Origin of the sequence: Pseudomonas sp. 18175 (assembly GCF_050432925.1) — a bacterium.
Taxonomy (GTDB): Bacteria; Pseudomonadota; Gammaproteobacteria; order Pseudomonadales; family Pseudomonadaceae; genus Aquipseudomonas.
The window spans coordinates 17,053-31,684 of record NZ_JBKFTO010000007.1 but is presented as its reverse complement, the minus strand read 5'-3'; the positions used below and the strand labels follow the sequence as shown (position 1 = coordinate 31,684).

The window sequence follows — 14,632 nt, the reverse complement described above, 5'->3', positions numbered from 1 at the left end:
TGCGGTGGATCAGCCGATGGCTTAGGTGGCTGACACACCGCATTCGCGAGCAAGCCCGCTCCCACATGGGTTTTGTGGTGTTTGTTTGATTGGGGAAAAACAGGCAAAAAAAAGCGACCCGAAGGTCGCCTTTTTTCAACTCGGCACCGATCAGAACTCGTGATCAGCGTTATCCGGGTTCAGGTCGCCGATACCCAGCTTGCCGGCAGCAGCTTCGATCGAACCGGTCTGCTTGACCAGCGAGGCGATGGCGTCGCGTACGATCTGGTTGCCCGCGTCGTTACCGGCAGCGATCAGTTGGTCGTAGTGCTCACCCTTGTTGGCGTGATCAACCATGACCTGGATCTTGGCTTCGGTCGCTGCCAGGTCCGCCTTGAGTGCGGTGTCGGCAGCCGGGTCGGCCTTGGCCACCAGGGACGACAGGCTGGCGCCGGTCAGCTTGGTGCCGTCGGTACGGGTGTACTCGCCCAGGTAGACGTTGCGGATGCCCTTGGCGTCGTAGAACTGCGAGTTGTGAGTGTTATCGCTGAAGCAGTCGTGTTCGTCTTCCGGCGAGTTGGCTTCCAGGGAAACCTTCATGCGCTCACCAGCCAGCTCGCCGAGGGACAGGCTACCCATGCCGAACAGCATTTTGCGCAGGCCGTCGGTGGCAGGTTCTGCCTCCAGGGTGGCGCGGTAGTTGTCTTCGACGTTGGGTTTCCAGTTGCCGACCATTTCTTCGAGGTCGCTGACCAGCAGTTGGGTCACGGCGCTCAGGTAGGCGCGACGACGTTCGTTGTGGCCGCCAGTGGCACCGTCGCCGGTGAGGTAGTCCGACGCAGGACGGTTGCCGGCGCCAGGGCCAGTGCCGTTCAGGTCCTGGCCCCACAGCAGGAATTCGATGGCGTGATAGCCGGTGGCGACGTTGGCTTCGGAACCGCCCAGCTCGTTGAGGCTTGCGAGTTTTTCCGGGGTGATGTCTTTCACGTCAATCTTGTCTTCGCCGACTTGGATCTCGGTGTTGGCGATGATGTTGGCCGTGGCGCCTGGGTTACCCAGGGCATGTTCGTAGGACTTGTCGACATAGTCGATCAGGCCTTCGTCCAGCGGCCATGCGTTAACTTGGCCTTCCCAGTCGTCGATGATGGTGTTGCCGAAGCGGAACACTTCGCTTTGCAGGTAGGGAACGCGGGCGGCGATCCAGGCCGTGCGAGCGGCTTTGAGGGTTTCATCGTTCGGCTTGGCGAGGAACGCATCAATAGCGGTTTGCAGGGTTTTCGCGGTGGACTCGGCGTCGCTGTAGACCGCGAACACCATGTCTGCGTAATGCGCGACCACAGCCTTGGCGGCTGCTTCGTCGACCTGGCCTGCTGGGGTGGCAGCCGCTGGAGCGGTAGTGCTGGCAGCCGGGGTCGGCGCCTGGGGCGCGGCGGCCTTGTCTTTACCTTCGCCGCAACCGGCGAGAGAAATGGCAATGGCCAGCAGACTGGCGGTGGCCAGGGGCATACGAATCATGGCGAACATCCTGCTTCGGTTGTTGATAGGGCGCGCGGGGGAGCGCAAAAACTGCGACATAATGCGAAAGATTTGCATTTTGTGTAAAGGGTTATACGCGGGAAATATTTAGTATCGTTTTGATCGGTCAGAGAATGACCGCGTTATTGCGCTCCGCCTGCTTCAAAAAGGCGGCCAGCTCTCGGGCCTGCAAGGGTTTGCTGTAGTGGTAGCCCTGACCCTCGTGGCAACCTTCGGAGACGATGTACGCCTCCTGCTCGGCAGTTTCCACGCCCTCGGCAATTACCTGCATGCCGAGGCTTTTGCCCAGTTGAATGATGGCCCGCACGATCGTGGCATCGTCATCATCGTCCAGCAGATCCTGGACGAAGCTCTTGTCGATCTTGATCTTGTCCAGGGGCAGGCTTTTCAGATAGCTCAAGGAGGAATAACCCGTACCGAAGTCATCAATGGCAATCAACGCCCCGGAGCGGCGCAGGCTCAGCAGGTGCTGGGCGGCGGTGCTGATGTCTTCCATCAGGCCGGTCTCGGTGACTTCCAGCTCCAGGCTGCGCGGCGGCAGGCGGTAGATTTGCATCAGGTTATTGACCACCCGCGGCAACTCGGTGTGGTGCAACTGCACGGTGGACAGGTTGACCGCCATGCGCAGGTCGGTGAAGCCCTGGTCGTGCCATTCGCGCAATTGGCGGCAGGCTTGGTCCAGGACCCATTCGCCAATCGGGATGATGGTGCCGTTCTGCTCCGCCAGCGGGATAAACAAGTCGGGCGGTACCAGGCCATGTTCCGGGTGTTGCCAGCGGATCAGCGCTTCTACGCCCACGACGCGGTGGTCGCGGTAGCTGATCTGTGGCTGGTACACCAGATGGAACTGATTGCGGCTGAGGGCGTCGCGCAGGTCTTTTTCCAGTTCGCGGCGGCGGCGCATTTCGCTGTCGACACTGGCGATATAGAACTGATAGCGGTTGCGCGAACGGGTCTTGGCCAGGGTCATGGTCTGCTCGGCTTTTTGCAGCAACTTCTCGGTGCTGTCGCCGTCTTCGGGGAACAGGGTGATGCCGATGGTGGCGCGCAGGCGGATGCCTTCATGGTCAAGGGCGAACTCCGCTTCCAGGTCATCAAGAATGCTTTGTGCCAGCTCCGCTGCTTCATAGGGCTGGTCGATATCGGCCTGCACCAAGGCGAACTGGTCGCCACCCAGGCGGGCCAGGGCGCCGAGGCGGCCGCTGTGGGCGCGCAGGCGGTCGGCCAGGGCCAGCAGCAATTTGTCGCCAGCCTGGTAGGTGAACTGCTCGTTGACGCTTTTAAAGTCGTCCAACCCCACGCACAACACGGCCACGCGGCGTTGGCGGCGGCCGGCGTCGATCAGGATCTTGTCCAGTTGCTCCTGCAGCTTCTGGCGGTTCGGCAGGCCGGTGAGAAAGTCGTACTGAGCCATGCGCAGCAGGCTGGTTTCGGCTTCATGGCGCAAATGGGTATTGCGCTCGATGGATTCGAGCAACTGGTTAGCGGTGTTGATCCACAGCCCTAGTTCATTGCGTTCGTGGCCCTTGAGCTGGGGGATCTTGTGTTCGCTGGGCCGGTCGGGGTTGATCGAGGTCAGGTGCTCGATAATCCGCGACAGCGGCTTGGTCAGCAGCCAGTGATAGACCAGGTACAGCACCAGGCCCATGGCCAGGGCGCGCAGCACCCCGGAAATGAAGATGATCACCGAATTGACGATAAACCCCTGGCCATAGGTGGCCGTGTCCAGGGTGATGCTCAGGTCGCCGTAATATTCGCTGTAGGGCCCCTTGCCCACCAACGGGGTGGTGAAGGTGCGTTCCTGGCCCAGGATCAGGTCGGTCAGCCAGCGGCTGGGTGCGTGCTGCAACGCGCGGCTTTTCTCCGCCAGCATGGTTTCGTTGGGATGGCCAATGGAGGCCATGCGCACGGCATCGTCCTGGAACAGGCCCTCAATGACCTGCATGCCCATCTCACGGTCCAGGCTGTAGACGGCTTGGGTTGAGGGGTCGCGAAACATGTCGAGGATGCGCTGGGCATCACTGGCCACGGCCTGACGCGTCTTGTAGGCATCGAAAACGATCTGCGCCACGCTCAGTGCCACACCCACGATCAATGCCGATAAAAGCACGACCCGTAGCAACTTCACCGACAAGCTGTTTTTGAGTTCCAGCTTCAAAGGGTCATTCCTTGTTCCGTGCGGGTGGCCTCAATATGCCATGAGTATTGGCAATCCCGTGATGGCAGTCAAAGGGACATTGCGGCGGGCATTTACTGGAAGTTGGCAGGGTGATCAGCTTTGATTGAATCGCGCCCATGAAAAAGCCCGGCATGGCCGGGCTTTTTCTACTGCAAGCGGTGCTTAGGCAGTGAAGGTCTTGCCTTCGAACTGCTCAGCCACGAACTTCCAGTTGACCAGGTTCCAGAACGCTTCCACATACTTTGGACGCACGTTGCGGTAGTCGATGTAGTAAGCGTGTTCCCAGACGTCGCAGGTCAGCAGCGGGGTGTCGCCGCTGGTCAGCGGGTTGCCGGCGCCGATGGTGCTGGCCAGGGCCAGCGAACCGTCAGCCTTTTTCACCAACCAGCCCCAACCGGAACCGAAGGTGCCGACGGACGTCTTGGTGAACTCTTCCTTGAACTTGTCGAACGAACCGAACGCAGCGTTGATGGCCTCAGCCAGCGCGCCGGTAGGTTCGCCGCCGGCGTTTGGCGCCAGGCAGTTCCAGTAGAAGGTGTGGTTCCAGACCTGAGCGGCGTTGTTGAAGATGCCGCCCGAAGAAGACTTGACGATCTCTTCCAGGGTCTTGCCTTCGAACTCGGTGCCAGGCACCAGGTTGTTCAGGTTCACGACATAGGTGTTGTGGTGCTTGTCGTGGTGGAATTCCAAGGTTTCCTTGGAAATGTGCGGCTGCAGGGCATCGTGTGCGTAGGGCAGCGGCGGCAATTCGAAAGCCATGATGATTCTCCTAATCAGGTCAGTTGCGGTGAGCGCAAGGCCGATCACGGGCGGCCAAACAAGCGCCGGGGAGTTTGTACTCTTTGCGGCGCAGGGGCAGGATCATAGCACCGGGGGTGCGGCAAAACCACGCAACAACTGTGTGGGATAGAGGTTCCAGAGCGTTTTGGAATATTCCCTAAGCCGCGATCAATTGGTACGCCACGCTGAACATCATCACCGCCACCAACACGTCCAGCAGACGCCAAGTGGCCGGGCGTGCCAGCCACGGTGCCAGCCATGCGGCACCCAGGGCCAGGGTGGCGAACCACAGGAACGATGCACTGGCGGCACCCGCCACATACGCGCCGGGTTCGGTTTGCTGAGCCCCTAGCGAGCCGATCAGCAATACCGTGTCCAGATACACATGAGGATTGAGCAGTGTCACCGCCAGTGCGCTGAGCATGACCGCACGCAGTGAGCGCACCTTGAAGTTGCCATCTTGCTCCAGGCTTTGCGCCGAAAACGCACGGCGCAGGGCCAGGGTGCCGTACCACAACAGGAACGCCGCGCCGCCCCACCGGGCAACCGCCAGCAACAGTGGGTTTTGCGCCAGCACCGTGGCCAGGCCAAAGACCCCGGCGGCGACCAGCAACGCATCGCACACCACGCACAACGCCGCGACGGGCAAGTGATGTTCACGGCGCAGGCTTTGCGCCAGGACAAACGCGTTCTGGGTACCGATGGCCATGATCAAGCCCAGGGCCACCAACAGACCATTCACATAGCTTTGCCACATAGGGGTTACTCCGCGTCTGCCGCCAGTTGCCGTAATACTTGCAGGGCGCGTTGGGCATCCTTGCGGCCGACGAACAAGTGATCGTGGTAATAGCCGGCAATCACATTGCAACTGATGCCGGCCTTGCCCAGCGCACTGGCAAAAGCGGCAGTCAGGCCTACGGCTTCCAGGGCGGAATGCACATTCAGGGTGATCCACGCCGCCACGTAGTCGAAGGCCAGCCCGGCCTGTTCCGCTTGCTGGCGCTCAACGATCAGCGTCAGGCCTTCCTGTTCGCGAAAGCTGCCGATCACCTCGCAACCTGCCGGGATACGGTTGTCGGGCAAGGTGCAGAATACGTAGTCACCGTCATTCAAGTGCGGGCTCATGCTGCGCAGCAGGGTTGCCAGGGCGGTTTCGCCAGCCATGTGAAGGATCCTTTAATAGAGGTAAGCAATGCTGGTCATTCTCGGGGGCGAGGCTGTATAAGAAAAACCAATATTGCTGATCGCTCATTAGAGAAACTGATGTTCGACTATAAATTGCTTTCCGCCCTGGCGGCGGTGGTGGAACAGGCCGGCTTCGAACGTGGCGCCCAGGTGCTGGGGTTGTCGCAATCGGCGATCTCCCAACGCATCAAGTTACTGGAAGCACGCATCGGCCAGCCGGTGTTGATACGCGCCACGCCGCCGACGCCCACGGATATTGGCCGCCGTCTGCTCAACCATGTGCAGCAGGTGCGCTTGCTGGAACGTGACCTGCAAAGCCAGGTGCCGGCGCTGGATGAAGAAGGCATGCCCGAGCGCCTGCGCATCGCCCTGAATGCCGATAGCCTGGCCACGTGGTGGGCCGAGGCTGTCAGCGGGTTTTGCGCCGAGCAGCATCTGTTGCTGGACCTGGTGGTCGAAGACCAGACCGTAGGCCTCAAGCGCATGCGCGCCGGTGAGGTAGCCGCCTGTATCTGCGCCAGCGAACGCCCCGTGGCCGGCGCCCGCAGCCTGTTGTTGGGCGCCATGCGCTACCGGGCATTGGCCAGCCCGGCATTTATTGCGCGGCATTTCCCGAACGGTGTGCGTGCCGATCAGTTGGCTCGCACACCCGCCCTGGTATTTGGCCCGGATGATTTCCTGCAGCATCGTTACCTGGCGTCCCTCGGCGTGGATGGTGGTTTCGAGCACCATTTGTGCCCGTCATCCGAAGGGTTTATCCGCTTGACCGAAGCCGGTCTTGGTTGGGGCCTGGTGCCGGAATTGCAGGTGCGCGAGCAATTGCTAAAGGGCGTGCTGGTGGAGTTGTTACCAGATAAGCCCATCGATGTGCCGTTGTACTGGCATCATTGGCGCAGTGGCGGACAACTGTTGGGCCTGTTGACCGACCATCTGGCCCAGGCCTGTGGGCAATGGTTGGTGCCGTTGGAGTGATGGCGGGCGTCAAGGCAACAGTGATGAAAAATGAAAGAACACGGGGTAATACATGAAAATTCTGGTCACCGGCGCAAGCGGCTTCATCGGCGGGCGCTTTGCGCGTTTCGCCCTGGAGCAAGGCCTGGACGTGCGGGTCAACGGGCGACGCGCCGAAGGGGTGGAACACCTGGTCAGGCGCGGCGCTGAGTTTATCCAGGGTGACCTGAACGATGCCGACCTGGTGCGCCACCTGTGCCGCGATGTCGAAGCGGTGGTGCATTGCGCTGGGGCTGTCGGGCTGTGGGGCAAGTACCAGGACTTTCACCAGGGCAATGTGCTGGTGACTGAAAACGTCGTCGAAGCCTGCCTCAAGCAGCATGTGGGGCGCCTGGTGCACTTGTCCTCACCTTCGATTTATTTCGACGGCCGTGATCACCTGGGTTTGACCGAAGAGCAAGTCCCCAAACGCTTCAAGCACCCCTATGCCGCGACCAAATACCTGGCGGAACAAAAGGTGTTTGGCGCCCAGGAATTCGGTCTTGAAGTCATCGCCCTGCGCCCGCGTTTTGTCACGGGTGCCGGGGACATGAGCATCTTCCCGCGCCTGCTGAAAATGCAGCGCAAGAACCGCCTGGCCATCGTCGGTGACGGCCTTAACAAGGTCGACTTCACCAGCGTGCACAACCTTAACGAAGCCTTGCTCAGCAGCCTGCTCGCCCCGGGTTCGGCACTGGGCCGGGCCTACAACATCAGCAACGGCACGCCGGTGCCGGTGTGGGATGTGGTGAATTATGTGATGCGCCAGATGGAGCTGCCCCAGGTGACCCGTTACCGCTCCTACGGCCTGTCCTACAGCGTGGCGGCACTCAACGAAGCCTTTTGTGCGATGTGGCCCGGCCGACCGGAGCCTGCGTTATCGCGTCTGGGCATGCAGGTCATGAACAAAGATTTCACCCTGGATATCAGCCGGGCCAGGCATTATCTGGACTACGACCCCAAGGTCAGCCTGTGGACCGCCCTCGACGAGTTCTGTAGTTGGTGGAAAGCCCAGGATCCAGGCTTGAAGTAAAGTCACAACAGGCAACACATCGGGAACCGAATCTGTGGTTCCGGGTCGATCAGTGCGACGGGAGCGCGGTTTATACTCCCGCCGCTGGGCTTCTCAGCTAGCCACCTCACCGATTCAGGGTTGATTCATGCGCAACGATGCTAAAGACGACGACTTCGACAACGTTCCCAGCCTGCGGGCCGATGTTGGGGATGACGACGATTTCGAACCCCGTCCCGCCACCTCGGTGCGCTCGCGCAACACGCCGGTGGTCAAGGTCAAGAGCGCCAGCACCGGCCCATTGTGGGCCTTGATCGGCGCGCTGCTGATCGCCTTTGCCGGCCTGGCCTGGTGGAGCTTCCAGCAGATTTCCCTGATGGGCCAGCAATTGGTTGCCACCCAGGAAAGCTTTGCGCGTATCAGTGAAGAAGCGGCAGGGCGCTTGCAGGACATTTCCGGCAAGGTCGTGGCCAGCGAGGCCAGTGTGAACAATGGCAGCGAAGCGCTGAAACTGCAGATCAAGCAACTTGAAAGCCAGTTGCTGGAGCAGGGCAAGCAGCAAGTCGGCGTGGCTGGTCAGGCTACCGAACTGGACAAGCGCCTGGCGCAAATGACTGCCAGCACCACCGAACTGTCCAACGCCAACAGCAAGCTGCAAGGCCAGGTACAAGCCCTGACCGACGCCGTGGCCACCCTCAAGGCGGCGCAAGGGGATACTCAGGTCAAAGACCTGGCTGCTGACGTCGCTGCGTTGAAGAAACAGGGCAATCCGAGCGCCGCTATCGCCCGACTGGAGCAGGACCTGGTGGTGCTTAAAAGCGAGCAGGACAATAAGCCCGCCAACAGCGATGCGCCGACCAATAAAGAGTTCGACGTGTTCCGCATCCAGACCACGCGCAATATCACCACCTTGCAGAGCCAGGTGCAGAACCTGCAACAACAATTGAATGCTCCGGCGCGAGCAGGGCAGTGATGGGTTAGCGGGTGTAAGCCGACCTAAATGTGGGAGCGGGCTTGCTCGCGAATGCGGTGGATCAGTCAATGAATCGAGCGACTGGCACACCGCATTCGCGAGCAAGCCCGCTCCCACATTTTAGATTGGGGCCAAGAGCCAAATATTGCTTGATCCTAAGAATGTCACTGGCTGGTGACATTTCCCTTGCCCTTCGTGACTTACCCCCCACCCCACCCTTGTTTAGACTCCGGTCATCCCGCAAACAATAATAAGGGCTACCCATGACCACCCACCCACTGCCCGCTAGCAGTTGGCTGAACGCACCTGCCCACCGTGCCTGGCTCGCTGCCGAAGGCCAGCGCCTGCTGTCATTCGCCAAGGCTTCGCGCCTGGCCGACGGCTTCGGCAACCTGGACGATAAAGGCCAACTGCCGGCCGATGCCCACGCCGAAACCATGAACACTGCCCGCATGACCCACAGCTTCGCCATGGCCCACGCCATGGGGCTTCCCGGTTATGCCGACTTGGTGGCCCACGGTGTCGCGGCCCTCAGTGGCCCGTTGAAGGATGCTGAGCATGGCGGCTGGTTCGCCACTCCCCACGCCCTGGATGGCAACCGTGGCAAGGCCGCCTACCTGCACGCGTTCGTGGCCCTGGCCGCCAGCTCGGCGGTAGTGGCTGGCGCGCCGGGGGCGCAAATGCTGCTAAACGACGCGATCCATATCATCGACCAGTTCTTCTGGAGTGAAGATGAGGGGGCGATGCTCGAATCCTTCGCCCAAGACTGGAGCGGTGTCGAAGCCTATCGCGGCGCCAACAGCAACATGCACGCCACCGAAGCCTTCCTGGCGCTAGCCGATGTGACCGGTGACAATCGCTGGCTGGACCGTGCGTTGCGCATTGTCGAGCGGGTGATCCACACCCACGCCGCCGCCAACCAGTTCATGGTGATCGAGCACTTCGACGCGCAATGGCAACCGTTACTCGGCTACAACGAAGACAACCCTGCCGATGGCTTCCGACCCTACGGCATCACCCCCGGTCACGGTTTTGAGTGGGCGCGGCTGGTGCTGCACCTGGAAGCCGCACGCCTGCGCGCCGGCCTGGTCACGCCCGACTGGCTGCTGCCCGACGCCAAAGGCCTGTTCGCCAGCGCCTGCGAATACGCCTGGGCCGTCGATGGCGCCCTCGGCATCGTCTATACCCTCGACTGGAACCAACGGCCCGTGGTCCGTGAACGCCTGCACTGGACCCACGCCGAAGCCAGCGCCGCAGCCCAGGCCCTGCTCAAGCGTACCGGCGAGCTGCATTACGAAACCTGGTACCGGCGCTTCTGGGAATTTTGCGAAACCCATTTCATCGACCGTACCCACGGCAGTTGGCACCACGAACTCAGCCCGCATAACACGCCCAGCAGCACTATATGGGGCGGCAAACCGGACCTGTACCATGCCTGGCAAGCGGTTCTGCTGCCTGCGCTACCGTTAGCGCCAAGCATGGCCAGTGCATTGGGAAGCGGTGCTTATGTCACCACTTGGTGACATTTGTACGTCCCTTTGTTACCTGCGCCCTAAACATCCCTGTTTAAACTCCGTGCAGCGCAAGCTCTAGACTTGCATGCATAACAACAAAAAAAGGTACTCAGATGAACGCGATTAATCGCCTCGCCGTCGCTATTTCCATTGCCTCGTTGTTTCCCCTCACTGCATTTGCAGCCGACTCCAAAGGTACGGTTGAAGTGGTGCATTGGTGGACCTCTGGCGGTGAGAAAGCGGCAGTAGATGTCCTGAAGGCCCAAGTTGAGAAAGACGGCTTCACCTGGAAAGACGGTGCCGTCGCCGGCGGCGGTGGTGCTACGGCCATGACCGTGCTCAAAAGCCGCGCAGTGGCCGGCAACCCACCCGGCGTTGCCCAGATCAAAGGCCCGGACATCCAGGAATGGGCGTCCACCGGCCTGCTCGACACCGACGTGCTCAAAGACGTCGCCAAAGAAGAAAAGTGGGACTCCCTGCTCGACAAGAAAGTCTCCGATACCGTGAAGTACGACGGTGACTACGTCGCCGTACCGGTCAACATCCACCGCGTCAACTGGCTGTGGATCAACCCGGAAGTCTTCAAGAAAGCCGGTATCACCAAGAACCCAACCACCCTCGAAGAATTCTACGCGGCGGGCGACAAGCTCAAGGCCGCGGGTTTCATCCCGCTCGCCCACGGCGGCCAGCCTTGGCAGGACAGCACTGTCTTCGAAGCCGTTGTGCTCTCGGTGATGGGTGCCGATGGCTACAAGAAAGCCCTGGTTGACCTGGATAACGGCGCGCTGACTGGCCCGGAAATGGTCAAGTCCCTCACCGAGCTGAAGAAAGTCGCGACCTACATGGACGTTGACGGCAAAGGCCAGGACTGGAACCTCGAAGCAGGCAAGGTCATCAATGGCAAGGCCGGCATGCAGATCATGGGTGACTGGGCCAAGTCCGAATGGACTGCCGCCAAGAAAGTCGCCGGTAAAGACTACGAGTGCGTAGCCTTCCCGGGCACCGACAAAGCCTTCACCTACAACATCGACTCCCTCGCGGTGTTCAAGCAGAAAGACAAAGGCACCGCTGCTGGCCAGCAGGACATTGCCAAAGTCGTGCTGGGTGAAAACTTCCAGAAAGTGTTCAGCATCAACAAGGGTTCGATCCCTGTGCGCAACGACATGCTGACCAAAATGGATAGCTACGGCTTTGACTCCTGCGCCCAAACCGCGGCCAAAGACTTCCTGGCAGACGCCAAGACCGGCGGCCTGCAGCCAAGCATGGCGCACAATATGGCCACCACCCTGGCTGTGCAAGGTGCGTTCTTTGACGTCGTGACCAACTTCATCAACGACCCGAAAGCCGACCCGGCCGACACCGCCAAGAAACTGGGCGCTGCGATCAAGTCTGCGAAGTAAGTTGTATCTGTAGGAGCGAGCTTGCTCGCGAAAAACTCAAGGTCACCGCGTTCATCCTGGATGCTCGCGTCATCGTTGAAGGCCTTCGCGAGCAAGCTCGCTCCTACAATAAAAGCGCCATGCTCGTCCTTTTTCCCTGTATTGGATTTCCCCATGAGTTCTGTTGCTGTGTTCAGCAAAGCCTCGCCGTTCGATGCACTGCAGCGCTGGCTACCCAAGTTGGTGCTGGCGCCCAGCATGTTCATCGTGTTGGTGGGCTTCTACGGCTACATCCTGTGGACGTTTGTGCTGTCGTTCACCACGTCCACGTTCCTGCCCAGTTACAAATGGGCGGGCCTTGCGCAGTACGAGCGGTTGTTCGACAACGACCGTTGGTGGGTGGCGAGCAAGAACCTGGCGCTGTTTGGCGGGATGTTTATCGGCATCACGTTGGTAATCGGCGTGACGCTGGCGATTTTCCTCGACCAGAAAATCCGCCGCGAAGGCTTTATTCGCACCATTTACCTATACCCGATGGCGCTCTCGATGATCGTCACCGGTACGGCCTGGAAATGGCTGCTCAATCCGGGCATGGGCCTGGACAAACTCCTGCGGGACTGGGGCTGGGAAGGCTTCCGTCTCGACTGGCTGATCGACCCGGATCGCGTGGTCTACTGCCTGGTAATCGCCGCCGTGTGGCAAGCCTCGGGCTTTATCATGGCGATGTTCCTCGCGGGCCTGCGAGGTGTTGATCAGTCGATCATCCGTGCCGCACAAATCGACGGCGCGAGCCTGCCGCGCATCTACTGGAGCGTGGTGCTGCCAAGCCTGCGCCCGGTGTTCTTCAGTGCGGTGATGATCCTGGCGCACATTGCGATCAAGAGCTTCGACCTGGTGGCGGCGATGACCGCTGGCGGCCCAGGCTACTCGTCCGATTTGCCGGCGATGTTCATGTACTCGTTCACCTTCAGCCGTGGCCAGATGGGCATGGGCTCGGCCAGTGCCATCCTGATGCTCGGTGCGATCCTTGCGATCATCGTGCCTTACCTCTACTCCGAGCTGAGGACCAAGCGTAATGACTAGTCTCGCCTCCAAACCTTCCATCAGCCTGAGCCGCATCGCGATCTACGCGGTGCTGATCCTCGCTGTGTTGCTGTACCTGGTGCCGCTGGTGGTGATGCTGCTCACCAGCTTCAAGACCCCGGAAGACATCAGCACCGGCAACCTGCTGAGCTGGCCCACCGTGGTCACCGGCATCGGCTGGGTCAAGGCCTGGGCCACGGTGGATGGCTACTTCTGGAACTCGATCAAGATCACCGTTCCCGCTGTACTGATCTCCACCGCCATCGGTGCCTTGAACGGCTACGTGCTGTCGTTCTGGCGCTTCAAGGGTTCGCAGTTGTTCTTCGGCCTGCTGTTGTTCGGTTGCTTCCTGCCGTTCCAGACCGTGCTACTGCCGGCGTCGTTCACCCTCGGCAAGATGGGCCTGGCCAGTACCACCACCGGCCTGGTGTTTGTGCACGTTGTCTACGGCCTGGCGTTCACCACGCTGTTCTTCCGTAACTACTACGTGAGCATTCCGGATGCGCTGATCAAGGCGGCACGCCTGGATGGCGCAGGATTTTTCACTATTTTTCGTCAGATCATTCTGCCGATGTCCACGCCCATCATCATGGTCTGCCTGATATGGCAATTTACCCAGATCTGGAACGACTTCCTGTTCGGCGTGGTGTTCTCCAGCGGCGACTCCCAGCCCATCACGGTGGCGCTGAACAACCTGGTCAACACCAGCACCGGGGCCAAGGAATATAACGTGGATATGGCAGCGGCGATGATCGCCGGGCTGCCGACCCTGCTGGTCTATGTGATCGCAGGCAAGTATTTCGTGCGCGGCCTCACGGCCGGCGCGGTCAAGGGGTAATCATGGCTACGCTTGAACTTCGCAATGTAAACAAGACCTATGGCGCCGGCCTGCCCGACACCTTGAAGAACATCGAACTGTCGATCAAGGAAGGCGAATTCCTGATCCTGGTCGGCCCTTCGGGCTGCGGTAAATCCACGCTGATGAACTGCATCGCGGGCCTTGAGACCATCACCGGCGGCGCGATCATGATCGGCGACCAAGACGTGAGCGGCATGAGCCCCAAGGATCGCGACATCGCCATGGTGTTCCAGTCCTACGCGCTGTACCCGACCATGAGCGTGCGCGAGAACATCGAGTTCGGCCTCAAGATCCGCAAGATGCCCCAGGCTGACATCGACGCCGAAGTGGCGCGCGTGGCCAAGCTGTTGCAGATCGAACACCTGCTCAACCGCAAGCCGGGCCAGCTTTCCGGTGGCCAGCAACAGCGCGTGGCCATGGGCCGAGCCCTGGCGCGTCGGCCGAAGATCTACCTGTTCGACGAACCGCTGTCCAACCTCGACGCCAAGCTGCGCGTCGAGATGCGTACCGAAATGAAACTGATGCATCAGCGTCTCAAGACCACCACCGTCTACGTGACCCACGACCAGATCGAAGCGATGACCCTGGGCGACAAAGTGGCGGTGATGAAGGATGGCATCATCCAGCAGTTCGGCACGCCCAAAGACATCTACAACAACCCGGCCAACCAGTTCGTGGCAAGCTTTATTGGTTCGCCGCCGATGAACTTTGTGCCCCTGCGCCTGCAACGCAAGGACGGTCGCCTGGTGGCCCTGCTCGACAGCGGCCAGGCCCGTTGCGAGCTGGCGCTGAACGTGACGGATGCCGGCCTTGAAGACCGCGATGTGATCCTGGGCCTGCGCCCGGAGCAGATCATGCTGGCGACAGGCGAAGGCGACAGTGCATCGAGCATTCGCGCTGAGGTGCAGGTTACCGAGCCGACCGGCCCGGACACCCTGGTGTTCGTGCAACTCAACGACACCAAGGTCTGCTGCCGCCTGGCACCCGACGTGGCGCCGCAGGTGGGTGAGACCCTGACCCTGCAATTTGATCCAGCCAAGGTTTTGTTGTTCGACGCCAATACCGGCGAGCGTCTGGGCACTGTGCAGTCACAGCCTGTCCCTGTGGGAGCCGGGCTTGCCCGCGATGGCATCACCGCGTTGTAACTGAAGGACCGAGTTGCC

Annotated in this window: 13 protein-coding genes; 8 read left to right on the top strand and 5 right to left on the bottom strand. The window is 60.5% G+C overall.

What is annotated here, in order from left to right; genetic code table 11:
- Positions 1-150: 150 nt before the first annotated feature.
- The 5 genes from ACLD1Y_RS11420 to ACLD1Y_RS11400 form a co-directional block, all read right to left on the bottom strand.
- Entirely contained in the window at positions 151-1,494 is a 1,344-nt protein-coding gene (locus ACLD1Y_RS11420; protein ID WP_429478106.1) for an imelysin family protein, read from the bottom strand.
- A 127-nt stretch (positions 1,495-1,621) separates the two neighbouring features.
- Complete coding sequence (locus tag ACLD1Y_RS11415; protein ID WP_429478105.1) at positions 1,622-3,673, bottom strand: putative bifunctional diguanylate cyclase/phosphodiesterase; 2,052 nt, start codon at positions 3,671-3,673, stop codon at positions 1,622-1,624.
- Positions 3,674-3,856: 183 nt separating this feature from the next.
- Entirely contained in the window at positions 3,857-4,453 is a 597-nt protein-coding gene (locus ACLD1Y_RS11410) for a superoxide dismutase (protein WP_429478104.1), read from the bottom strand.
- A 178-nt stretch (positions 4,454-4,631) separates the two neighbouring features.
- A complete protein-coding gene (locus ACLD1Y_RS11405; protein ID WP_429478103.1) occupies positions 4,632-5,231 on the bottom strand; it encodes a LysE/ArgO family amino acid transporter in 600 nt (199 codons plus the stop codon).
- 5 nt (positions 5,232-5,236) lie between these two features.
- A complete protein-coding gene (locus ACLD1Y_RS11400) occupies positions 5,237-5,638 on the bottom strand; it encodes an ACT domain-containing protein (RefSeq protein WP_429478102.1) in 402 nt (133 codons plus the stop codon).
- Between the two features lie 99 nt (positions 5,639-5,737).
- Here ACLD1Y_RS11400 and ACLD1Y_RS11395 point away from each other — a divergent pair, with 99 nt between their 5' ends.
- The 8 genes from ACLD1Y_RS11395 to ACLD1Y_RS11360 all read left to right on the top strand — a co-directional run bounded on the left by ACLD1Y_RS11395 (position 5,738) and on the right by ACLD1Y_RS11360 (position 14,614).
- A complete protein-coding gene (locus ACLD1Y_RS11395; protein ID WP_429478101.1) occupies positions 5,738-6,631 on the top strand; it encodes a LysR family transcriptional regulator ArgP in 894 nt (297 codons plus the stop codon).
- A gap of 52 nt (positions 6,632-6,683) precedes the next feature.
- On the top strand, positions 6,684-7,682 hold the full coding sequence (locus ACLD1Y_RS11390) for an NAD-dependent epimerase/dehydratase family protein (protein WP_429478100.1): 999 nt from the start codon (positions 6,684-6,686) through the stop codon (positions 7,680-7,682).
- A gap of 127 nt (positions 7,683-7,809) precedes the next feature.
- Positions 7,810-8,634: an ATPase gene (locus tag ACLD1Y_RS11385; RefSeq protein ID WP_429478099.1), complete on the top strand. Its 825-nt coding sequence runs from the start codon at positions 7,810-7,812 to the stop codon at positions 8,632-8,634.
- 263 nt (positions 8,635-8,897) lie between these two features.
- A complete protein-coding gene (locus tag ACLD1Y_RS11380) occupies positions 8,898-10,157 on the top strand; it encodes an AGE family epimerase/isomerase (protein ID WP_429478098.1) in 1,260 nt (419 codons plus the stop codon).
- Positions 10,158-10,261: 104 nt separating this feature from the next.
- Positions 10,262-11,548, top strand: a complete 1,287-nt coding sequence (locus tag ACLD1Y_RS11375) for an ABC transporter substrate-binding protein (RefSeq protein WP_429478097.1) — start codon at positions 10,262-10,264, stop codon at positions 11,546-11,548.
- A gap of 153 nt (positions 11,549-11,701) precedes the next feature.
- Positions 11,702-12,610, top strand: coding sequence for a carbohydrate ABC transporter permease (locus ACLD1Y_RS11370; protein WP_003175732.1), 909 nt, complete (start codon positions 11,702-11,704; stop codon positions 12,608-12,610).
- Positions 12,603-13,448, top strand: coding sequence for a carbohydrate ABC transporter permease (locus ACLD1Y_RS11365; protein ID WP_178925093.1), 846 nt, complete (start codon positions 12,603-12,605; stop codon positions 13,446-13,448). Before ACLD1Y_RS11370 ends, ACLD1Y_RS11365 begins: the two co-directional genes overlap by 8 nt.
- Before the next feature lie 2 nt (positions 13,449-13,450).
- Positions 13,451-14,614, top strand: coding sequence for an ABC transporter ATP-binding protein (locus ACLD1Y_RS11360; RefSeq protein WP_429478096.1), 1,164 nt, complete (start codon positions 13,451-13,453; stop codon positions 14,612-14,614).
- Positions 14,615-14,632: the final 18 nt, after the last annotated feature.

What these genes read in the sequence shown, in the direction of transcription:
- ACLD1Y_RS11420 (WP_429478106.1), bottom strand. Translation starts at nt 1,494, where the DNA reads ATGATTCGTATGCCCCTGGCCACCGCCAGTCTGCTGGCCATTGCCATT.
- ACLD1Y_RS11410 (WP_429478104.1), bottom strand. Translation starts at nt 4,453, where the DNA reads ATGGCTTTCGAATTGCCGCCGCTGCCCTACGCACACGATGCCCTGCAG.
- ACLD1Y_RS11405 (WP_429478103.1), bottom strand. Translation starts at nt 5,231, where the DNA reads ATGTGGCAAAGCTATGTGAATGGTCTGTTGGTGGCCCTGGGCTTGATC.
- ACLD1Y_RS11400 (WP_429478102.1), bottom strand. Translation starts at nt 5,638, where the DNA reads ATGGCTGGCGAAACCGCCCTGGCAACCCTGCTGCGCAGCATGAGCCCG.
- ACLD1Y_RS11395 (WP_429478101.1), top strand. Translation starts at nt 5,738, where the DNA reads ATGTTCGACTATAAATTGCTTTCCGCCCTGGCGGCGGTGGTGGAACAG.
- ACLD1Y_RS11390 (WP_429478100.1), top strand. Translation starts at nt 6,684, where the DNA reads ATGAAAATTCTGGTCACCGGCGCAAGCGGCTTCATCGGCGGGCGCTTT.
- ACLD1Y_RS11385 (WP_429478099.1), top strand. Translation starts at nt 7,810, where the DNA reads ATGCGCAACGATGCTAAAGACGACGACTTCGACAACGTTCCCAGCCTG.
- ACLD1Y_RS11380 (WP_429478098.1), top strand. Translation starts at nt 8,898, where the DNA reads ATGACCACCCACCCACTGCCCGCTAGCAGTTGGCTGAACGCACCTGCC.
- ACLD1Y_RS11375 (WP_429478097.1), top strand. Translation starts at nt 10,262, where the DNA reads ATGAACGCGATTAATCGCCTCGCCGTCGCTATTTCCATTGCCTCGTTG.
- ACLD1Y_RS11370 (WP_003175732.1), top strand. Translation starts at nt 11,702, where the DNA reads ATGAGTTCTGTTGCTGTGTTCAGCAAAGCCTCGCCGTTCGATGCACTG.
- ACLD1Y_RS11365 (WP_178925093.1), top strand. Translation starts at nt 12,603, where the DNA reads ATGACTAGTCTCGCCTCCAAACCTTCCATCAGCCTGAGCCGCATCGCG.
- ACLD1Y_RS11360 (WP_429478096.1), top strand. Translation starts at nt 13,451, where the DNA reads ATGGCTACGCTTGAACTTCGCAATGTAAACAAGACCTATGGCGCCGGC.